14 protein-coding genes are annotated in these 19315 nt (G+C 68.6%); 13 read left to right on the top strand and 1 reads right to left on the bottom strand.

The features are described from left to right. The 9 genes from deoC to QMO14_RS17485 form a co-directional block, all read left to right on the top strand. The coding region (gene deoC / locus QMO14_RS17525) for a deoxyribose-phosphate aldolase (RefSeq protein ID WP_301508688.1) at positions 1-900 on the top strand (900 nt) is incomplete at its 5' end. A gap of 5 nt (positions 901-905) precedes the next feature. After that, positions 906-3353 (top strand): aldehyde dehydrogenase family protein, encoded by a 2448-nt coding sequence (locus QMO14_RS17520; RefSeq protein WP_301508687.1) that lies wholly within the window; start codon positions 906-908, stop codon positions 3351-3353. A gap of 124 nt (positions 3354-3477) precedes the next feature. Further along, positions 3478-3930 (top strand): RbsD/FucU family protein, encoded by a 453-nt coding sequence (locus QMO14_RS17515; protein WP_301508686.1) that lies wholly within the window; start codon positions 3478-3480, stop codon positions 3928-3930. Between the two features lie 5 nt (positions 3931-3935). Next, positions 3936-4889, top strand: coding sequence for a ribokinase (locus QMO14_RS17510; protein ID WP_301508685.1), 954 nt, complete (start codon positions 3936-3938; stop codon positions 4887-4889). 25 nt (positions 4890-4914) lie between these two features. Beyond that, on the top strand, positions 4915-5967 hold the full coding sequence (locus QMO14_RS17505; protein WP_301508684.1) for an ABC transporter permease: 1053 nt from the start codon (positions 4915-4917) through the stop codon (positions 5965-5967). A 13-nt stretch (positions 5968-5980) separates the two neighbouring features. Beyond that, on the top strand, positions 5981-6985 hold the full coding sequence (locus QMO14_RS17500) for a substrate-binding domain-containing protein (protein ID WP_301508683.1): 1005 nt from the start codon (positions 5981-5983) through the stop codon (positions 6983-6985). Positions 6986-6998: 13 nt separating this feature from the next. Beyond that, positions 6999-8588, top strand: a complete 1590-nt coding sequence (locus QMO14_RS17495; RefSeq protein WP_301508682.1) for a sugar ABC transporter ATP-binding protein — start codon at positions 6999-7001, stop codon at positions 8586-8588. Then, a complete protein-coding gene (locus tag QMO14_RS17490; RefSeq protein WP_301508681.1) occupies positions 8585-9637 on the top strand; it encodes an ABC transporter permease in 1053 nt (350 codons plus the stop codon). Before QMO14_RS17495 ends, QMO14_RS17490 begins: the two co-directional genes overlap by 4 nt. A 151-nt stretch (positions 9638-9788) precedes the next feature. Beyond that, positions 9789-13397: an indolepyruvate ferredoxin oxidoreductase family protein gene (locus QMO14_RS17485; protein ID WP_301508680.1), complete on the top strand. Its 3609-nt coding sequence runs from the start codon at positions 9789-9791 to the stop codon at positions 13395-13397. Positions 13398-13406: 9 nt separating this feature from the next. Here the strand turns inward: QMO14_RS17485 and QMO14_RS17480 are convergent, their stop codons facing one another. Further along, positions 13407-14360, bottom strand: a complete 954-nt coding sequence (locus QMO14_RS17480) for a phosphate acetyltransferase (protein ID WP_301508678.1) — start codon at positions 14358-14360, stop codon at positions 13407-13409. Positions 14361-14663: 303 nt separating this feature from the next. Here QMO14_RS17480 and QMO14_RS17475 point away from each other — a divergent pair, with 303 nt between their 5' ends. From QMO14_RS17475 to QMO14_RS17460, 4 genes are all read left to right on the top strand, one after another. Continuing rightward, a complete protein-coding gene (locus QMO14_RS17475) occupies positions 14664-15146 on the top strand; it encodes a type VI secretion system tube protein Hcp (RefSeq protein WP_176656931.1) in 483 nt (160 codons plus the stop codon). Between the two features lie 73 nt (positions 15147-15219). Next, the gene (locus QMO14_RS17470; protein ID WP_301508676.1) at positions 15220-18393 is read left to right on the top strand and encodes a type VI secretion system Vgr family protein; all 3174 of its coding nucleotides are present in this window, start codon (positions 15220-15222) and stop codon (positions 18391-18393) included. Positions 18394-18396: 3 nt separating this feature from the next. Beyond that, positions 18397-18843 carry a hypothetical protein gene (locus QMO14_RS17465; RefSeq protein ID WP_301508674.1) on the top strand — a complete coding sequence of 149 codons (447 nt, stop codon included), beginning with the start codon at positions 18397-18399 and terminating at the stop codon, positions 18841-18843. Between the two features lie 25 nt (positions 18844-18868). Then, the gene (locus QMO14_RS17460; RefSeq protein ID WP_301508673.1) at positions 18869-19312 is read left to right on the top strand and encodes a DUF1795 domain-containing protein; all 444 of its coding nucleotides are present in this window, start codon (positions 18869-18871) and stop codon (positions 19310-19312) included. The last annotated feature ends 3 nt before the right edge of the window (positions 19313-19315 follow it).

Below are 19315 nucleotides of genomic sequence, written 5' to 3'. Positions count from 1 at the left end.
ATCCGCTTCAACCTCTCCGCCGCCGAGCGCCGCGTGGCGACGCTGCCCGGCCGCCGCTCGGTCAAGAAGGACGCGCAGGCCGGCTGGCTGCTCAAGGCCATCACCTGCATCGACCTGACCACGCTCAGCGGCGACGACACCGCCGAGCGCGTGAAGCGGCTCTGCGCCAAGGCCGCGATGCCGGTTCGCCCCGACCTGCTGGCCGCGCTGGGCTTCGCCGACCGCAAGCTGCACACCGGCGCGGTGTGCGTCTATCACCGCTTCGTGTCGACGGCGGTCGAGGCGCTGGCGGGCACCGGCATTCCGGTGGCGGCGGTGTCCACGGGCTTTCCGGCGGGGCTGATCCCGCACGAGCTGAAGCTCAAGGAGATCGAGGCCTCGGTGCGCGACGGCGCCTCGGAGATCGACATCGTCATCACCCGCGAGCACGTGCTTGCCGGCCATTGGAAGAAGCTCTACGACGAAATGCTCGACTTCCGCCGCGCGGCGGGCGAGGCGCATGTGAAGGCGATCCTCGCGACGGGCGAGCTCAAGACGCTGCGCAACGTCGCGAAGGCGTCGATGGTCTGCATGATGGCCGGCGCCGACTTCATCAAGACTTCCACCGGCAAGGAGGGCGTGAACGCCACGCCGCTGGTCACGCTCGCAATGCTGCGGATGATCCGCCAGTACGAGGCCCGCACCGGCCTGCGCGTGGGCTACAAGCCCGCGGGCGGCGTCTCCACTGCGAAGACCGCACTCGACTACCAGGTGCTCATGAAGGAAGAGTTGGGCCGCGACTGGCTCGAGCCCGACCTGTTCCGCATCGGCGCCTCCACGCTGCTGGCCGACATCGAGCGCCAGCTGGAGCACCACGTCACCGGCCGCTACTCGGCCTACAACCGCCACCCGATCGGATGAGCCCGATGAGCAACAACAACAGCGGCAGCAGCGTCGCACGTTATTTCGACACCATGGACTACGGCCCCGCGCCCGAGAGCGACACCGACGCGCGCGAATGGCTCGCGCGCCACGCCGAGGGCTTCGGCCATTTCATCGACGGGCGCTTCACGCCTGCTTCCGAGGGCGCGCATTTCGACACGGCCGAGCCGGCCACCGGCCAGCGCCTCGCACGCATCGCCCAGGGCTCGGCGAAGGACGTCGACGCCGCCGTGGCGGCAGCGCGCGCCGCGCAGCCCGGCTGGCATGCGCTCGGCGGCCACGGCCGCGCGCGGCACCTCTATGCGCTCGCCCGCATGGTGCAGCGCCACGCACGCCTGCTCGCGGTTGTCGAGGCGCTGGACAACGGCAAGCCGATCCGCGAGACGCGCGACCTCGACGTGCCGCTGGCCGCGCGCCACTTCTATCACCACGCCGGCTGGGCGCAGCTGCAGGAGCGCGAGTTCGCCGACCAGGTGCCGCTGGGCGTGGTCGGCCAGATCATTCCGTGGAACTTCCCGCTGCTGATGCTCGCGTGGAAGATCGCGCCCGCGCTCGCGCTGGGCAACACCGTGGTGCTGAAGCCCGCCGAGTTCACGCCGCTGAGCGCTTTGCTCTTCGCCGAGCTCGCGGCGCAGGCGGGCCTGCCGCGCGGCGTGCTCAACGTGGTGACGGGCGACGGTGCCACGGGCGCGGCGCTGGTCGCGCACGAGGGCGTGGACAAGATCGCGTTCACCGGCTCGACCGAAGTGGGGCGACTGATCCGCACCGCGACGGCGGGCACGGGCAAGTCGCTCACGCTGGAGCTGGGCGGCAAGTCGCCTTTCATCGTGTTCGACGACGCGGACATCGACGCCGCCGTCGAAGGCGTGGTCGACGCGATCTGGTTCAACCAGGGCCAGGTGTGCTGCGCCGGCTCGCGGCTGCTGCTGCAGGAAGGCGTTGCCGACGATTTCATCGCGCGGCTCAAGTGCCGCATGCAGACCCTGCGCGTGGGCCCGCCGCTGGACAAGGCGATCGACATGGGCAGCCTGATCGACCCCACGCAGCTCGAGCGCGTGCGCTCGCTCGTGGCCACCGGCGTGCGCGAAGGCGCGAGCTGCTACCAGGCGCCGGGCGCGCTGCCGCCGGGCGGCAATTTCTTTCCGCCGACGCTGCTGACAGGCGTGCAACCGGCATCCACCGTCGCGACCGAGGAGATCTTCGGCCCGGTGCTGGTGACGATGACATTCCGCACGCCCGACGAAGCCGTCGTGCTGGCCAACAACACGCGCTACGGCCTCGCCGCCAGCGTGTGGAGCGAGACCATCGGCCTCGCGCTGGGCATCGCGCCGCAGCTGCAGGCGGGCGTGGTGTGGGTCAACGCGACCAACCTGTTCGACGCGGGTGTGGGCTTCGGCGGGTACCGCGAATCGGGCTATGGCCGCGAGGGCGGAAGAGAGGGCTGCTACGAGTACCTGAAGCCGCGTGCGTGGGCGCAGCGCAAGCCGCGTCCTGATGCCGTGGCTGCCGCGGCTGTGGCGGCTGTGGCGGCTGTGGCGGCGAACGAGGCTGCTGACACGAAGAGCGAGTCTGCGCTCGCGCTGCCCGCCATCGACCGCACCGCCAAGCTCTTCATCGGCGGCAAGCAGGTGCGCCCGGATGGCGAGCTTTCTCGTTCCGTCTTCGCCGCCAACGGGCAGGCTGCCGGAGAGGTGGGCGTGGGCAACCGCAAGGACATCCGCAACGCCGTCGCCGCCGCGCGCGCGGCGGCGGGCTGGTCGAGCGCGACGCCGCATCGCCGCGCGCAGGCGCTGTATTACCTTGCCGAGAACCTCTCGGCCCGCGCCGGCGAGTTCACGGCGCGCATCTCCAGCCTGACCGGCGTTGCCGCAAAGGCCGCGCAGGCCGAGGTCGACGCATCGGTGAGCCGCCTGTTCGCCTACGGCGCCTGGGCCGACAAGTACGAGGGTACGGTGCATGTGCCGCCGCTGCGCGGCGTGGCTTTGGCCACGGTCGAGGCGATCGGCGTGGTGGGCGTCGTGTGCCCGGATGAAGCGCCGCTGCTGTCCTTCGTGAGCCTGCTCGCGCCGCTCATGGCCATGGGCAACCGCACGGTGATCGTGCCCGGCGAGAAGCACGCGCTGGTCGCCACCGACTTCTACCAGGTGCTCGACACCTCCGACCTGCCGGCCGGAGTAATCAACCTCGTGACCGGCCCGGCCGCGAGCCTGGCGCGCACGCTGGCGGAGCACGACGACGTCGACGCGCTCTGGGTCTTCGGCGCGAAGGAGCTGTCGCGCGATGCCGAGCGGCTGTCGGTCGGCAACCTCAAGCGCACGCTGGTCGACCACGGCCTGGCCACCGACTGGCACGACGCGGCCTCCGCCGAGGGGGCCGTGTTCCTGCGTCATGCCACGCAGGTCAAGAACATCTGGATTCCGTATGGCGAATGAGTGCGCCAGTGTTGTTCGCATCATCAAACCAAGGGAAATCCCCGAATAGAAAACGTTTGCGCAAACGTTTTCTTTCTCTAGGATCGCAGTCGCGAAAGCCGTTCATTTCGAGGAGACAGACCGCATGCTGAAGTCCATCCATCCGCTGCTCAACGCAGACGTGCTCCACGCCCTGCGCGCCATGGGCCATGGCGACGAGCTGGTGCTGTGCGACGCCAACTTCCCGGCCGACTCGGTCGCCCGCCAGACCTCGCTGGGCCGGCTGCTGCGCATCGACGGCGTGGGCACCACCGAGGCGGCGCGCGCCATTCTTTCAGTGCTGCCGCTGGACAACGCGGTGGAAGATCCGGCGCGGCGCATGGAGATCATGGGCGCGCCCGATGAGATTCCGCCCGTGCAGCAGGAAATGCAGCGCGAGATCGACGCGGCCGAAGGGCGCCCGCGGCCGATGGGCTCCATCGAGCGCTTCGCCTTCTACGAAGCGGCGCGCCGCGCCTACTGCGTGATCGCCACCGGCGAGCGCCGCTTCTACGGCTGCTTCGTCTTCAAGAAGGGCGTGATCGCCCCCGAGGCCTGATCGAGATGACAGCTGTTTCCCTGCATCAGCAGCAGCACGGAGTCGCCGTGCTCGGCATCTTCGTGGCCGACCTCGCCTTCCGCGCTGCCGATCTTCCGGGCGTGGGCCAGACCATCGCCGGCTCCGGCTTCGCCATGGGGCCGGGCGGCAAGGGCTCGAACCAGTCGGTGGCGGCGGCGCGCGCGGGTGCGCAGGTCACCTTCATCTCCAAGCTCGGGCAGGACGCCTTCGGCGCGAATGCGCTCGCACTGTGGGCGCAGGAAGGCATCACACCGCGCGTGCCGCAGGTGACGACGCAGCCGACCGGCGCGGCCTTCATCTACGTGCACGAGGTCACGGGCGCCAACGCCATCATCGTGGTGCCCGGCGCGGCGGCGCTGATCGACTCTGCGGACGTCGATGCCGCTGCCGATGCCATCCGCGGTGCGCGCGTGTTCGTCACGCAGCTGGAGCAGCCCGCGGGCGCCGCGCAGCGCGGCCTGGAGCTCGCACGCGCCGCCGGCACGGTGACGGTGTTCAACCCCGCGCCCGCATTGCCCTTCGACGATGCCGTGTACCCGCTGTGCGACTACATCACGCCCAACGAGCATGAAGCTGCGGCGCTGAGCGGCATCACCGTCGAGACCGTTGAGGACGCACGCCGCGCGGGCGACTTCTTCCTCTCCAAGGGCGTTGGCTGCGCGCTCATCACGCTGGGCGACAAGGGCGCGCTGCTGCACAGCGCAAACGAGTCGGTGCACCTGCCCGTGTTCAATGCCGGCGCGGTGAAGGAAACGGCCGGCGCGGGCGATGCCTTCAACGGCGGCTTCGCGGCCGCGCTGGCCGAAGGCGCATCGCCATTGGAGGCCGCGCGCTTCGGCTCGGCCGTGGCGGCCATCTCGGTCACGCGCGCGGGCACCGCGCCTTCGATGCCCACGCGCGCCGAGGTCGATGCGCTGCTGAACCGCGCGGCGGCCTGAGACGCGAGCCGCAAAGGAGCTTTCCGTGAAATTCAGGTTTTCAGACCGCGAGCTCAACTTCCTGGTCGGCATCAACGTCGCGATCCTCGTGGCCGCCACGGTGCTTTCGAAGGGCGACTTCCTCGACGTCTACAACTTCCAGTCGATGGGCGGCCAGTTGCCCGAGCTCGGCCTGCTGGCCATGGGCGTGGCGCTGTCGATGATCTCCGGCAACGGCGGCATCGACCTCTCCGGCGTGGCGCTGGCCAACCTCTCGGGCGTGGTGGCCGCCACGCTGGCGCCGATGCTGGTGCAGGCCGATGCCTCGCCCTGGCTCTACACCGGCGCCTTCACGGTCATCGCGCTGGCGGTGGGGCTGGCTGGCGGGCTGCTCAACGGCGTGCTGATCGCCCGCGCGGGCCTCACGCCCATTCTCTGCACGCTGGGCACGCAGCTGCTCTACACCGGCCTGGCGGTGGTGCTCACCGGCGGCTCGAGCCTGCGCGTGGGCAACGCGGAGCCGCTCTCCGCCATCGGCAACGAGAACGTGCTGGGCGTGCCCATTCCGTTCGCGATCTTCGTCGTGATGCTGCTGGCCGTGGGCTGGCTGCTCAAGCAGAGCCCGTTCGGCATCCGGCTCTTCCTGCTGGGCACGAATGCCAAGGCGGCGCGCTACGCGGGCATTCCGCAGGGCCGCATGCTGATTGCCACCTACGCGCTGTGCGGCGTGCTGGCGGCGGTGGCGGGCGTGATCATCGCGGGCCGCACGGCCAGCGTGAAGTCGGACTACGGCAACTCCTACCTGCTGATCGCCATCCTCATCACCGTGATGGCGGGCGTGCGGCCGCAGGGCGGCTACGGGCGCATGGTGTGCCTGTTCTTCTCGGCCGTGGCGCTGCAGCTGCTGTCGAGCACCTTCAACCTGCTGGGCATTTCCAACTTCTTCCGCGATTGCGCCTGGGGTCTGCTGCTGCTGTTCTTCCTTGCATCGGCGCGCCTGAGCCTGGGCGACCTGCGCAGCTTCATCTCCGTTTCGCGCACCAGCGCACCGCCGCATCAGCCCCCTCCTGGCGCGACGCACAGAACCACCGAGGGCTAGGAGACAAACGAACATGCTGAAGAAAACCAAGATCGCCTGCACCGTGCTGGCACTGGGCACCGTGGCCTTCGCCTCGGCGCTGCATGCGCAGGGCAAGCCGCAGGACATCGTCACCGTGGTGAAGATCACCGGCATCAGCTGGTTCAACCGCATGGAAGTGGGCGTGAAGGAGTTCGGCAGCAGCACGCCGGGCGTGACCACGCGCCAGATCGGCCCGGCCCAGTCCGACGCCGCGCAGCAGCAGCGCCTGGTGGAAGACCTGGTGGCCAAGAAGGTCGACGCGATCGCGGTGGTGTCGATGGACCCGCCCACGCTGGAGCCGGTGCTCAAGCGCGCGATGGAGCGCGGCATCAAGGTCGTCACGCACGAGGCCGACAACCAGAAGAACACGATGGTCGACATCGAGGCCTTCGACAACACGGCCTACGGCGCGCGCATCAACGAACGCCTTGCCGCCTGTATGGGCCAGCAGGGCAAGTGGACCTCGCTGGTCGGCTCGCTGGGCAGCCAGTCGCAGGTGCAGTGGGCCGACGGCGGCGCGGCCAACGCGAAGAAGTACCCCAAGATGCAGCTGGTCGACGCCAAGAACGAATCGCTCAACGACGCCGAGAAGGCCTACGGCAAGGCCAAGGAAATGCTGCGCAAGCACCCGGACCTGAAGGGCTTCCAGGGCTCGTCGTCGCTGGATGTGCTGGGCATCGGCCGCGCGGTGGAAGAAGCCGGCCTGGCGGGCAAGATCTGCGTCTTCGGCACCGGCCTGCCGAGCGAGGCGGCCAAGTTCCTCGAGTCGGGCGCGGTCGGCGGCATCGCCTTCTGGGACCCGAAGGACGCCGGCATCGTCATGAACAAGGCGGCCAAGATGCTGCTCGACGGCAAGACCATCACCGACGGCACCGACATGGGCGTGCCGGGCTACAACAAGGTTTCGGTGAAGAAGGGGCCGGGCGTGGGCATCATCGTCACGGGCCAGGCCTGGGTCGAGGTGGACAAGCAGAACTACAAGAAGTATTCGTTCTGACGCGACTGCAGCCATGACCCTGACCGCGCCTTCCACGCAAGCAAGCCCAAGCCCGGCCGGCGCACCGGCTGGGCGCCGGGTGTTCCTCGAAGTGCAGGACGTGCACAAGCGCTTCGCGGGCGTGCACGCGCTGCGCGGCATCGACCTGCGCATCGAGGCCGGCGAGATCTACCACCTGCTCGGCGAGAACGGCTGCGGCAAGAGCACGCTGATCAAGATCATCTCGGGCGCGCAGCCGCCGAGCCAGGGGCGCATCGTGATCGACGGGCAGCCGTACGACTCGCTGTCGCCGCTGCAGGCGCTCAGCCTCGGCATCGAGACGGTCTACCAGGACCTGTCGCTGCTGCCGAACATGAGCGTGGCCGAGAACGTCGCGCTCAGCGAGCAGCTCGTCGCCACCGGCGGCCGGCTGGCGCGCCGCTTCGACCGCAAGGTGCTGGCGGCCACGGCCGCGCGGGCGCTGGAGGCGGTGAAGCTGCCGACCGACGCGGCCTTCCTCGCGCGGCGGGTGGACGAGATGCCCATCGCCACGCGGCAGCTCGTCGCCATCGCGCGCGCGGTGGCCACCCGCGCGCGCATGGTCATCATGGACGAGCCCACCACCTCGCTCACGCAGAAGGAGGTGGACAACCTCGTGCACGTGGTGGAGGTGCTGCGCGGGCAGGGCGTGGCCGTGCTCTTCGTGAGCCACAAGCTCGACGAGTGCATGGCCATGGGCGGCCAGGCCATCGTGTTCCGCGACGGCACGAAGGTGGCGCAGGGCCCGATCCGCGACTTCACCAAGGCCGAGATCGCGCACTGGATGACCGGCAAGCACCTCGACGGCGAGCGCTATCGCCACGGCACGCACGGCGGCGACGAGCTGCTGAAGGTGGAATCGCTGGGCCGTGGTGCGCAGTTCAGCGACGTGAGCTTCACGCTGCGCAAGGGCGAGATCCTCGGCGTGACCGGGCTGCTCGACTCCGGCCGCAACGAGCTCGCGCTGGCGCTGGCCGGCGTGCAGGCCGCCGACCGGGGGCGCGTGCTGCTCGACGCGAAGGAGATCGCGCTGAAGACGCCCACCGACGGCATCCGCCAGGGCATCGGCTACGTGCCCGAAGACCGGCTGAGCGAGGGCCTGTTCCTCGACAAGCCGATCCGCGACAACATCGTGACCGCGGTGCTCAACCGCCTGCGCGGGCGCTTCGGCGCGCTCGACACGGCCCAGTGCCAGGCGCTGGCCGAGCGCACCGTGGCTGACCTGCAGATCGCCACCCCCGACGTCGACAGGCCGGTGCAGTCGCTCTCGGGCGGCAACCAGCAGCGCGTGCTCATCGGGCGCTGGCTGGCCATCGGGCCGCGCGTGCTGATATTGCACGGCCCGACCGTTGGCGTGGACGTGGGCTCCAAGGACACCATCTACCGCATCGTGCAGCGGCTGGCCGAGCAGGGCCTGGGCGTGATCCTGGTGAGCGACGACCTGCAGGAGCTGCTGCAGAACTGCGACCGCATCCTGCTGATGCGCAAGGGCCGCATCGCCAACGACTTCGACGCGCAGGGGCTCGCCGAGAGCGACCTCTACCACGCGCTGGTTTCCGACACACCTTCCCCCGCATTCTCATGACGGCTTCCACCATGCAAGCGCAGTCCGCGCCCGCAACTTCGCAGCCGGCCGCATCCGTGCCCGGGACGCGGCTCTCGCTGCGCGGCTGGCTCGCGCAGCGCCCCTCGGTCTTTACGCTCGCACTGATCGTGCTGGCCAGCCTGGCCGTGGGCGCGATCAACCCGAGCTTCTTCCAGCTGCCGGTGCTGTTCGACATCGTTCGCGCCTGCACGGTGCTGGGCCTGTTCGCGCTGGGCGTGCTGATCGTGCTGGCGGCCGGCGGCATCGACGTGTCGTTCGCGGCCATCGCCGCGCTCACCATGTACAGCATCACCAAGCTGGTGCTGAACTACTTTCCGGAAGCGCCCATCGCGCTGCTGCTGGTTGCCGGCGCGGCGAGCGGTGCGCTGCTGGGCGTGATCAACGGGCTGCTGGTGCACTGGCTCAAGGCGCCTTCGCTGATCGTGACCATCGGCACCCAGTACCTGTACCGGGGCATCCTGCTGACCTTCGTGGGCACCGTGTTCTTCATGAACGTACCCGCGCCGATGGATGCCTTCGGCAAGCTGGCGCTGTGGCGCTTCGACACGCCGCAGGGCCTGCACGTGGTGCTGCCCGCGACCGTGCTGGTGCTGGTGTTCGCGGCGGTGCTGACATGGTGGTTGCTGAACCGCACGCTGATCGGCCGCGCGGTGTACGCCATCGGCGGCAGCCTCGCGATCGCGGAGCGGCTGGGCTACAACCTGCGCACGGTGCACGTCTTCGTGTTCGCATACGCGGGGTTCCTGTCGGGGCTGGCGGGCATCGTGCATGTGTCGAGCACGCGGCTGGCGAACCCCTTCGACCTGGTGGGCAACGAGCTGGACGTGATCGCCGCCGTGATCCTGGGCGGCGCGCGCATCACCGGCGGCAGCGGCACCGTGGGCGGCACGCTGCTGGGCGTGGTGCTGGTCACGCTGATCAACAACGTGCTGATCCTGGCCGGGGTGCCCAGCACCTGGCAGAAGGTGATCATCGGGGCGTTCATCCTGGTGGCGGGCGGCTTCTTCGCGATGCGCAGGCAGGACTGAGACTGGCGGCGCAGGTTTTCTCGGAATTTGGCCGATTGAAGAAGAAAATCGCATTTTTTCGCCGCATAGAGGAGGATTTTTCTCCAAACAAGGGTCTGCGCTAGTGCATTGAAGAAGCACTTCCCTGGAGGGCGGCAGAACAATTCCGGGCATGAATGCCCCACTCAATGCCACCGCGATAAGACGGCCCGGCTACCAACTCTCCGACAACATCTGGGCCGAGTCCGGCTCGGTTTTCCTGACCGGCACGCAGGCGCTGATCCGCGTGCTCGTGATGCAGGGCCGGCGCGATGCGCAGCGCGGCCTGCATACCCAGGGCTTCGTCAGCGGCTATCGCGGCTCGCCGCTGGGCATGGTCGACCAGGCGATCTGGAAGGCCGGCGAGCGCTTCAAGCAGACCGGCATCCGCTTCGTGCCTGCCGTGAACGAGGAACTTGCGGCCACGCAGGTGCTGGGCACCCAGCGTGTGGAATCGGACCCCGAGCGCACCGTCGATGGCGTGTTCGCCATGTGGTACGGCAAGGGCCCGGGCGTCGACCGCGCGGGTGACGCGCTCAAGCACGGCAACGCGTACGGCTCCTCGCCGCATGGCGGCGTGCTGGTGGTGGCGGGCGACGACCACGGCTGCGTGTCGTCGTCGATGCCGCACCAGAGCGACCACGCCTTCATGGCATGGCGCATGCCCATCGTGCAGCCCTCCAGCGTGGCCGAGTACCTGGAGTTCGGGCTGTACGGCTACGAGCTCTCGCGCTACTCGGGCGCGTGGGTCGGCATGGCGGCGCTGTCGGAAGTGGTTGAAAGCGCGGGCACCGTCGACCTCGACGCGATCAACGCCCGCGTCGACGCATGGGAAGACGCCGGCGCGGTGAGCGCCGCCACCGGCCACCGCCCGCCGCCCGACGGCCTGCACTACCGCTGGCCCGACCTGCCTTCGCTGCGCATCGAGTCGCGCCTCGAAGACAAGCTCGCGGCCGTGGCCGCATTCACCAGGCGCAACAGCATCGACCGTCACGTGATCGTGAGCGAGCACGCCAAGGTGGGCATCGTCACCTGCGGCAAGGCGCACCACGACCTGATGGAAGTGCTGCGCCGGCTCGAGCTTTCGCCCGAGCAGCTGGCCCGTGCGGGCGTGCGGCTCTACAAGATCGGCCTGAGCTTTCCGGTGGAGCAGACGCGCATCAAGGCCTTTGCACAGGGGCTGGAAGAGATCCTCATCGTCGAGGAGAAGGGCGCGGTGGTCGAGACGCAGCTGCGCGACATCTTCTACAACGCGCCCGCCGACGCGCGCCCCGTTCTCGTGGGCAAGCACGACCGCGAAGGCCAGCCGCTGGTGTCGGCGCTGGGCGAGTTGCGGCCCTCGCGGCTCATCGAGCTGGTGGCGCACTGGCTGGCCGCGCACTTCCCCGAGAACCACGACCTGGGCGACCACCTGCGGCACGTGCGCGACTTCACGCCGCCCGAGCTGCTGGCCAATGCGAGCGACGCGGTCAAGCGCCTGCCGTACTTCTGCGCCGGCTGCCCGCACAACACCAGCACCAAGGTGCCCGAGGGCTCGACCGCGCGCGCCGGCATCGGCTGCCACTTCATGGCGAACTGGATGGACCGCAGCACCGCAGGGCTGATCCAGATGGGCGGGGAGGGCGTGGACTGGATCTCGCACGCCATGTTCACCAAGACGCCGCACGTGTTCCAGAACCTGGGCGACGGCACCTACTACCACTCGGGCTACCTCGCGATCCGCCAGGCCGTGGCGGCCAAGGCCACGCTCACCTACAAGATCCTCTTCAACGACGCAGTGGCGATGACCGGCGGGCAGCCGGTCGATGGCGTCATCAGCGTGGACGCCATCGCGCGGCAGGTGGAGTCGGAAGGCGTGAGCAAGGTGGTGGTGGTGAGCGACGCCATCGGCAAGTACGACGCCATCAAGAACCGCTTTCCGCATGGCACCGAGTTCCACGACCGCGCCGCGCTCGACGATGTGCAGCGCCGCCTGCGCGAGATGGCGGGCGTGACCGTGCTCATCTACGAACAGACCTGCGCCGCCGAGAAGCGCCGCCGGCGCAAGAAGGGCGAACTCGCCGATCCGCCGAAGCGCCTCTTCATCAACGAGGCCGTGTGCGAAGGCTGCGGCGACTGCGCCGTGCAGAGCAACTGCGTGGCCGTGCTGCCGCACGAGACGCCGATGGGCCGCAAGCGCAAGATCGACCAGACCAGCTGCAACAAGGACTACTCCTGCGCCAAGGGCTTCTGCCCCAGCTTCGTGGGCGTGACGGGCGGCAAGCTGCGCCGCAAGAGCGGCGCGCTCGCGGCCGGGCGCAATGCCTTCCTGCACCGCGTGGCCGCGCTGCCGTATCCGGTGGAGCACGCCTGGACCGCCCCGTACGACCTGCTCGTGACCGGCGTGGGCGGCACCGGCGTGGTGACCGTGGGCGCGGTGATCGCGATGGCCGCGCACCTCGAAGGCAAGGCCGCGAGCGTGCTCGACTTCATGGGCTTCGCGCAGAAGGGCGGCTCGGTGCTGAGCTTCGTGCGCCTGGCCGACTCGCGCGATCGCCTGCACCAGGTACGCATCGACACGCAGCAGGCCGACGCCATCCTCGCCTGCGACGTGGTGGTGGGCGCATCGGCCGACGCGCTGCAGACCGTGCGGCACGGGCGCACGCGCGTGCTCGCGAACGTGCACGAGATTCCGGTGGCCGAGTCGCTGCGCAACCCCGATGCGGACCTGCACGTCGACCTGCTGCTGGAGAAGATGCGCTTCGTCGCCGGCGAAGAGCAGGTCGAGACTTTCGACGCGCAGAGCCTGGCGGAAGAGTTCCTCGGCGACACGCTGGCCGCCAACATTGTCGCGGCCGGCTATGCGTGGCAGCGCGGGCTGGTGCCGCTGAGCCTGGAGGCGCTGATGCACGCGATCGAACTCAACGGCGTGGCGGTGGCCGCGAACCAGTCGGCCTTCTCGCTGGGACGGCTCGCGGCCGGCAACCCCGAGGCGCTCGATGCGCTGCGTGCGGCGCCCGCCGATGCGCAGGCTTCTTCCGTCGACGAGCGACCACTCGACGTGCTGATCGCCGAGGCGCGCCGGCATCTCACGGGCTACCAGAACGCCGCATGGGCGGACCGCTTCGAGGCGCGCATCCGCAGCCTTCGCGAGCGCGAGGCTGCACTGCAAGGCGGCGATGCCAGCCTGCCCTTCACGCGCAATGCGGCACGCAGCCTGCTGAAGCTCATGAGCTACAAGGACGAGTACGAAGTGGCGCGGCTCTACACCGACGGCGCCTTCCTGCAGAAGCTCAACGAGCAGTTCGAAGGCGATCTGAAGCTTGAATTCCACATGGCTCCGCCGGTGCTCTCGCGTGGCGCGCACGGGAAGGCTCCCGCCAAGATCCGCATCGGAAGCTGGATGCTGCCCGCGATGCGCTGGCTGGCGCATGGCAAGCGGCTGCGCGGAACGGCGTTCGACCCCTTCGGCCGCACCGGCGAGCGGCGCATGGAGCGCGAGCTGATCGCGCACTTCGATGGCTTGCTCGAGGCCATGTCGGGTGAACTCTCGGTGGGCAACCAGGCGACGGCCGCGCGCATCGCGGCGCTGCCGCTGTCGATCCGCGGCTTCGGCCACGTCAAGCTCGCGAACTTCGAAGCTGCGAAGCTGCAGGAGGCGGAGCTGCTGCATCGCTTCTCGCCGACGCGCTACCCGAAGCCGGAGCGGGCGCCCTCCGCGGGGCAGATCAGGGGCATCGCGATCGTGGCCGGTGCGCGCTGAGCCCCGGGCTCAGCCCACCGCCTTGATGAGCTTGTCGCGCCCCGCCTTCGCGAGCATGGAGGCGACGGCGCACGAGGCGAGCCGGGCCGGTTCGGAGTCGGCGCGGCTCGTGAGGATCACCGGCACCTTCGTGCCCAGCACGATGCCCGCCGCATAGGCTCCGCCGAGGAAGGTCAGGCTCTTCGCGAGCATGTTGCCGGCGTCGAGGTCGGGCACGATGAGCACGTTGGCGCGGCCGGCCACCGGCGAGACGATTCCCTTGATGCGAGCGGCCTCGGCGTCGATGGCGTTGTCCATGGCCAGCGGGCCGTCGAGCACCGCACCGGTGATCTGGCCGCGATCGGCCATCTTGCACAGCACCGCGGCGTCGAGCGTGGAGGGCACCTTGGCGTTGACCGTCTCCGTCGCGGAAAGAATCGCCACGCGCACCGCCGGCATGTGCAGCGCGTGCGCAAGGTCGATCGCGTTCTGCACGATGTCGGCCTTCTCCTCCAGCGTGGGTGCGATGTTGATGGCCGCGTCGGAAATGATCAGCGGCTGCGCATGGCCCGGGATGTCCATCACGAAGCAATGGCTGATGCGCCGCGAGGTGCGCAGCCCGCCTTCGCGGCGCACCACGGCACCCATGAGCTCGTCGGTGTGGAGGCTTCCCTTCATGAGTGCATCGACCTCGCCGCGCAGCGCCATGGCCACGGCCGTATCGGCGGCGGCATGGCTGTGAGGTGCGTCGACGATCGCGATCCTGGAGAGATCGATGCCGGCCTCTTGCGCGGCTGCCTCGATCTTCGCGCGCGGGCCCACGAGCGTCGGCACGATCAGGCCCAGCGACGCCGATGCCAGCGCGGCTTCCAGAGAGGCCGCGTTGGCGGGGTGCACCACCGCGACTCGCAGCGAGGGCAGGCCGCGCGCGGCGGCGATCAGGCGGTCGTAGTGCGGGTGGGCAGCGGGTGTGGACGACGCCATGCGGGCTCCTGGATGGATGGGACGGTATGTGGGGACGATGCGCCCGCAACAGTACAGGATGTGATCCCGGGAACCAAACGCCGGCTTTGGTAGTTCTTTTTGCGCATGCCGTTCGGCACTGGTTGCGCACGAACCCCTCGATTAATGTTCGTGTGCTGAAGCGTTGTGCTTCGGAAAAAGGCCACCGTCGCTGTGTCACCAGCGCCGGCCGGGCCTTCCGATTCGTTGCCGTCCTCCTGCCGGGAGGGCGGCTGGTTCCAATGTGCCCCCGGGCGGGCACGCAATTTCGAGGGAGTTGATTTCATGGCAGTAGACATGTTCATGCGCGTCGAAGGCGCGAACGGCGAATCGAAGGATTCGAACCACAAGGAGTGGACCGACATCAAGTCGTTCGCATGGGGCGCCACGCAGCCCGGCAACATGGTCAGCGGCGGTGGCGGCGGGGTTGGCAAGGCCAGCTTCAACGACCTGCAGGTTCTGGCGCGCATCGACAAGGCGGCGCCTTCGGTGATGAAGAACTGCGCCAGCGGCAAGCACCTGAGCAAGGTGGAAGTGTCGGTGTGCAAGGCCGGCGGCTCGCAGATCGAGTACACGCGCGTCACGCTCGAGGAAGTGCTGGTGACCTCGGTGCAGTACACGGCCGAGCAGGGCTCCGACGCCGTGTTCGTGCAGTACTCGTTCCAGGCTGCCAAGGTGAAGCAGCAGTACTGGGAACAGACCGACAAGGGCGGCAAGGGCGCCGAGACGGTCCTGGGCTGGAACATCAAGGAAAACAAGGAGGCCTGAACTCCCTTTGCCCGGCGCGGCGTGCCGCTCGCGCGGCCCGCGCCGGGTTCATTGACCAGGGAGCTTTCCAGGAATGACCCGCAGTTTCATCGCCCACAGCGCGCTGGGCGAGCGCCTGAAGTTCCGCTCGATGACGGGGCAGGAGCGCATTTCCGCGCTGTTCGAGCACCGCGTCCGGCTCATCAGCGACATGCCCAACATCCAGCCCCGGAGCATGCTGGGCGAGGACATGAGCATCGAGGTGAACCTCGCCACCGAACTCGGCGGCGCCGGCAGCCGCTTCCTGAGCGGGCAGGTCACGCGCTTCGCCTACATCGGCAAGGACGACGGCGACATGTGCGTGTACGAGGCCACGCTGCGCCCCTGGCTGTGGTACGCCACCCGCCGCTCTGATTTCAGGATATTCCAGTTCAAGACCGCCCCGCAGATCCTGCAGGAGGTGCTCGCGCCCTACGGCTTCGCCATCGACGCGCGGCTGAGCGGCAGCTACCGCACCTGGGACTACTGCGTGCAGTACTCGGAGAGCGACTTCAACTTCGCCAGCCGGCTCATGGAGCAGGAGGGCATCTACTACTTCTTCTCGCATGCGCAGGGCAGCCATCAGCTGGTGCTGTGCGACGGTGCCGATTCGCACACCGACCTGCCCGCCGGTCCGGCGAGGGTGCCCTATCACGCGGGCGTGCTCGCGGCGCAGATCCTCGAGCAGGACTTCATCGACAGCTGGAGCCATTCGGAGGACATCGCATCGGGCAACTTCGCGGCCGACGACTACGACTTCAGGAAGCCGAACGCCGAGATAGACACCGTGCGCCAGCAGCCGGCCGGCCACAGCCGCGACAGCTTCGAGATCTACGACTGGCCCGGCGGCTACACCGAGCTGGCCGACGGCGAGAACTACGCGCGCCTGCGGCTGGAGCAGCTCGCGGGGCGCCGCGAACTGGTGAGTGCCGAGGGCAACCTGCGCCACATGGCGCCCGGCTATCTCTTCGAACTGGCGCGCCACCCGAACGCGCAGGAGAACCGGCGCTACCTGATCGAGGCCGTGAGCTACGACTTCCAGGAGAACGCGCTGCGCGTGGTCGGCGCAGCGGACGCCGCCTACAGCGAGTCGACCAGCAGCACCAGCTACCGCCAGAGCTTCGAGGTGCTGCCCGACAGTGCGCCGTATCGCCCAGCGCGCGTCGCGCCGAAGCCGCGCACCACCGGGCCGCAGACCGCGGTGGTGGTCGGCCCGGCGGGGGAGGAGATCCACACTGACCAGTACGGCCGCATCAAGGTGCAGTTCCACTGGGACCGCTACGGCAAGCGCGACGAGAACTCCTCGTGCTGGATCCGCGTCTCACAGACCTGGGCCGGCAGCAACTACGGCGCGATGCACATCCCGCGCATCGGGCAGGAGGTGATCGTCGATTTCCTCAACGGCGACCCCGACCATCCGATCGTCACCGGCTGCGTCTACAACGCCGCGCAGATGCCACCGTGGGAGCTGCCGCGCCACAAGACCCAGACCGGCTTCCAGACCCACTGGAGCAAGGGCGGCGGCGGCAAGCACATGCTGCGCTTCGAGGACAGCCGCGGCACCGAGCACATCGAGCTCTCCACCGACCACGGCAACACCCACCTGCACATGGGCTATCTGATGAACCAGGGCTCGGGTGTGCAGCGCAGCTACGGCTTCGAGCTGCGCACCAACGAGTGGGGCTCCATCCGCGCCGACAAGGGCCTTCTGCTGACCACCTACACGCAGGACTTCGCGCAGAAGACCTCGCGCGACAACCCCGATGGCCACGAGCACATGGGCGCCACGCTGGCGCAGAGCAACGCGCTCATGCAGGCGGCGGGGCAGGCCGTGGCCGCGACGAAATCGCTCGTGAGCGCCATGGCCCAGGGCAAGAGCCAGACGCTCTCGGGGCTGGTGCAGGGCGTGCAGTCGCTCGGCGGCGTGTCGCAGGCCGTCGCCGCGCTGGCGGCCGGCGGATCGCCCGAGGCCGGCGTCTCGGACGACCCCGATCCGGCCATGGCCGACGCGCAGCAGATGCTCGACCTCTCACGCAAGATCGACAAGCCCGTGGTCTCCATCGTCAGCCCCGAGGGCCAGACGATGATCAGCCCCCGGCCCATCGTGGTGAGCTCGGGGCAGAGCGTGTCGATGCGCTCCGTCTCGGCGCTGACCTTGACCACAGGCGCCCAGCTCACGCAGCTCGCCGCCAAGGGCATGCTCACGCAGGTGAGCGAGGGCGGACAGATCAACGTGGTGTCCGACGGCGACATCGTCTCGCACGCCGGCGCGGGCGCGATCAACCTGGTGTCGAAGACCGATGCTTCCGTCACTTCCACCGCGGCCAACGCGAACCTCACCGGTCAGAAGTCGGTGGTGATCCAGGCGGCGGAGCAGGACGTGTTCGTCACCGCCAGGACGAGCATCTCGCTGATCTGCGGCAAGTCGTCGATAGTGCTGCTGGCGGATGGGACCGTGAAGATCAACGGCGTGAAGGGACTGGTCAACTTCACGGACAACCTGGACCAGCGGGGCGGGAAGATCTTCCTGAACTGCGATGCGCCCATCGGCAGCCAGGCCGAAGAAGCTGCGGCAGAGGAGGACGTGCCAGTGGCGCCCGCGGCCGCTGCCACGTCTGCGCAAGCCTCGGAGCATGCCCTGCCCGCGGCGTCGCCGCCGGGCTATGTGACCACCGGCCTCGGCAAGGGCGTCGATGCGATTGCGGCGCGGTCACCCACGTTGCAGCGGCAGCTCAAGTTCCTGCAGGACGACAGGTGGTCCATCAGCTACGGGCCTGCGGGCGGGGGCACCTATGCCAATACCAATTCGGGCATCAAGAAGATCGTGATCGACGGTGCCTATCAGAAAGACCCGTACAAGACCGCCGCGTCGCTGTCGCACGAGGTCGGGCACGCAATGTATTCGTACAGCTTCAAGCCCGATATTTCCTCGAAGGCCGCGTACGTCAACGGCATGCTCGGTTCCGAGGGCGAGGCTGCACTGAACCAGATTCAGGTGCGGCGCGAGGTCTGGCGCGCGGCCAAGGTCGACATCCTCAAGGGGGCCGACCCCGCGAACGTGGAAGCCTTCAACGATGCCTACAACATCTGGGCGAAGGGGGGCACCCGCGAGGCTGCGAGGGCTGCGGCCGGCAAGTACTACGGCACGCTCACCACATCGACCACCGGCGAGCAGTACACGCAGTACTACGGCAACGGCTATGACAAGAAATATGCCGGCAAGCACTGAACCATGAATTTACAAGCCACGACGACCATTACGCTCTGGCAGGCCATCGATGCGCTGGCGGCTCAGCTGCCGTTCTCCACGCAGAAGGTGGGCCGAACGTTGTCGACCACCTTGAGCGACACGCATGCCGAAGGCGGCGCCGTGTTCCAGTTCTTCGAGGGCACGCCGGTACGCCTTGCGGATGGCGCCGAGCTGGCGCGCATCGATCTGCGCATCAAGCGCGAAGACGCGAGCCGGGGCTTTCTGGTCCTGGAGCTGAAGGGGCGCTGTGTGCCGCTGGCCGAAGTGCGCCAGCACTATGCCGCGCTCGATATCACCGACGTGCCGCGCGGCCGTTCGCTCGACGAGGCGACCACCTTCACGGCCATGCCCGGCTGGGGCCGGCTGTCTTTCGGCTTCACCGAGCGCAACCCGGACTGCCTGGCCTTCGTGGCCTTCGACCCCGCATAGAACACCCCGCAAGAAAGCAACCCTGATGAAGTACCACATCCAGGAAGGCCGGTTCGACGTGCCCGACGACGGACGCATCGACCGCTCGATGAACGTGCTGGCCATGCCCGACGGCTCAGGCACCACGCTCATCGTGAGCCGCGACGCGCTGCGAACGCAGGAAACCCTGGCGCAGTTCGTCACGCGGCAGATGAACGACCTGACGCGCCAGGTGAGCCAGCTCAAGGAGGTGTCGCGCACCGACATCGCCGTGGGGCCGGCCATCGCGAGCCTGCACGCCATCGAGCTGGTGACGCAGTTCAAGCAGAACGGCCAGGCGCTGCATCAACGCCAGGCCGTGTTCCTGCTGCCGCAGGATCCGGGCGGCAGGAGCGTGCTGATCCTCACGGCCAGCAGCCCCGCGCCCTTCGATGCCGAGGCGATCGCGCTGTGGCGGCGCGTGCTCGAGAGCTTCCAGCCGAGGGCCTGAGGC

This window comes from Variovorax sp. CAN15, from assembly GCF_030462475.1.
GTDB lineage: Bacteria > Pseudomonadota > Gammaproteobacteria > Burkholderiales > Burkholderiaceae_C > Variovorax.
The sequence above is the reverse complement of the archived record's forward strand: the minus strand, read 5'-3'. Positions and strand labels throughout refer to the sequence as shown.

Excerpts from the sequence above, each read along its gene's own strand:
- QMO14_RS17520 (WP_301508687.1), top strand. The coding sequence starts at position 906 with ATGAGCAACAACAACAGCGGCAGCAGCGTCGCACGTTATTTCGACACC.
- QMO14_RS17515 (WP_301508686.1), top strand. The coding sequence starts at position 3,478 with ATGCTGAAGTCCATCCATCCGCTGCTCAACGCAGACGTGCTCCACGCC.
- QMO14_RS17510 (WP_301508685.1), top strand. The coding sequence starts at position 3,936 with ATGACAGCTGTTTCCCTGCATCAGCAGCAGCACGGAGTCGCCGTGCTC.
- QMO14_RS17500 (WP_301508683.1), top strand. The coding sequence starts at position 5,981 with ATGCTGAAGAAAACCAAGATCGCCTGCACCGTGCTGGCACTGGGCACC.
- QMO14_RS17495 (WP_301508682.1), top strand. The coding sequence starts at position 6,999 with ATGACCCTGACCGCGCCTTCCACGCAAGCAAGCCCAAGCCCGGCCGGC.
- QMO14_RS17490 (WP_301508681.1), top strand. The coding sequence starts at position 8,585 with ATGACGGCTTCCACCATGCAAGCGCAGTCCGCGCCCGCAACTTCGCAG.
- QMO14_RS17485 (WP_301508680.1), top strand. The coding sequence starts at position 9,789 with ATGAATGCCCCACTCAATGCCACCGCGATAAGACGGCCCGGCTACCAA.
- QMO14_RS17480 (WP_301508678.1), bottom strand. The coding sequence starts at position 14,360 with ATGGCGTCGTCCACACCCGCTGCCCACCCGCACTACGACCGCCTGATC.
- QMO14_RS17475 (WP_176656931.1), top strand. The coding sequence starts at position 14,664 with ATGGCAGTAGACATGTTCATGCGCGTCGAAGGCGCGAACGGCGAATCG.
- QMO14_RS17470 (WP_301508676.1), top strand. The coding sequence starts at position 15,220 with ATGACCCGCAGTTTCATCGCCCACAGCGCGCTGGGCGAGCGCCTGAAG.
- QMO14_RS17465 (WP_301508674.1), top strand. The coding sequence starts at position 18,397 with ATGAATTTACAAGCCACGACGACCATTACGCTCTGGCAGGCCATCGAT.
- QMO14_RS17460 (WP_301508673.1), top strand. The coding sequence starts at position 18,869 with ATGAAGTACCACATCCAGGAAGGCCGGTTCGACGTGCCCGACGACGGA.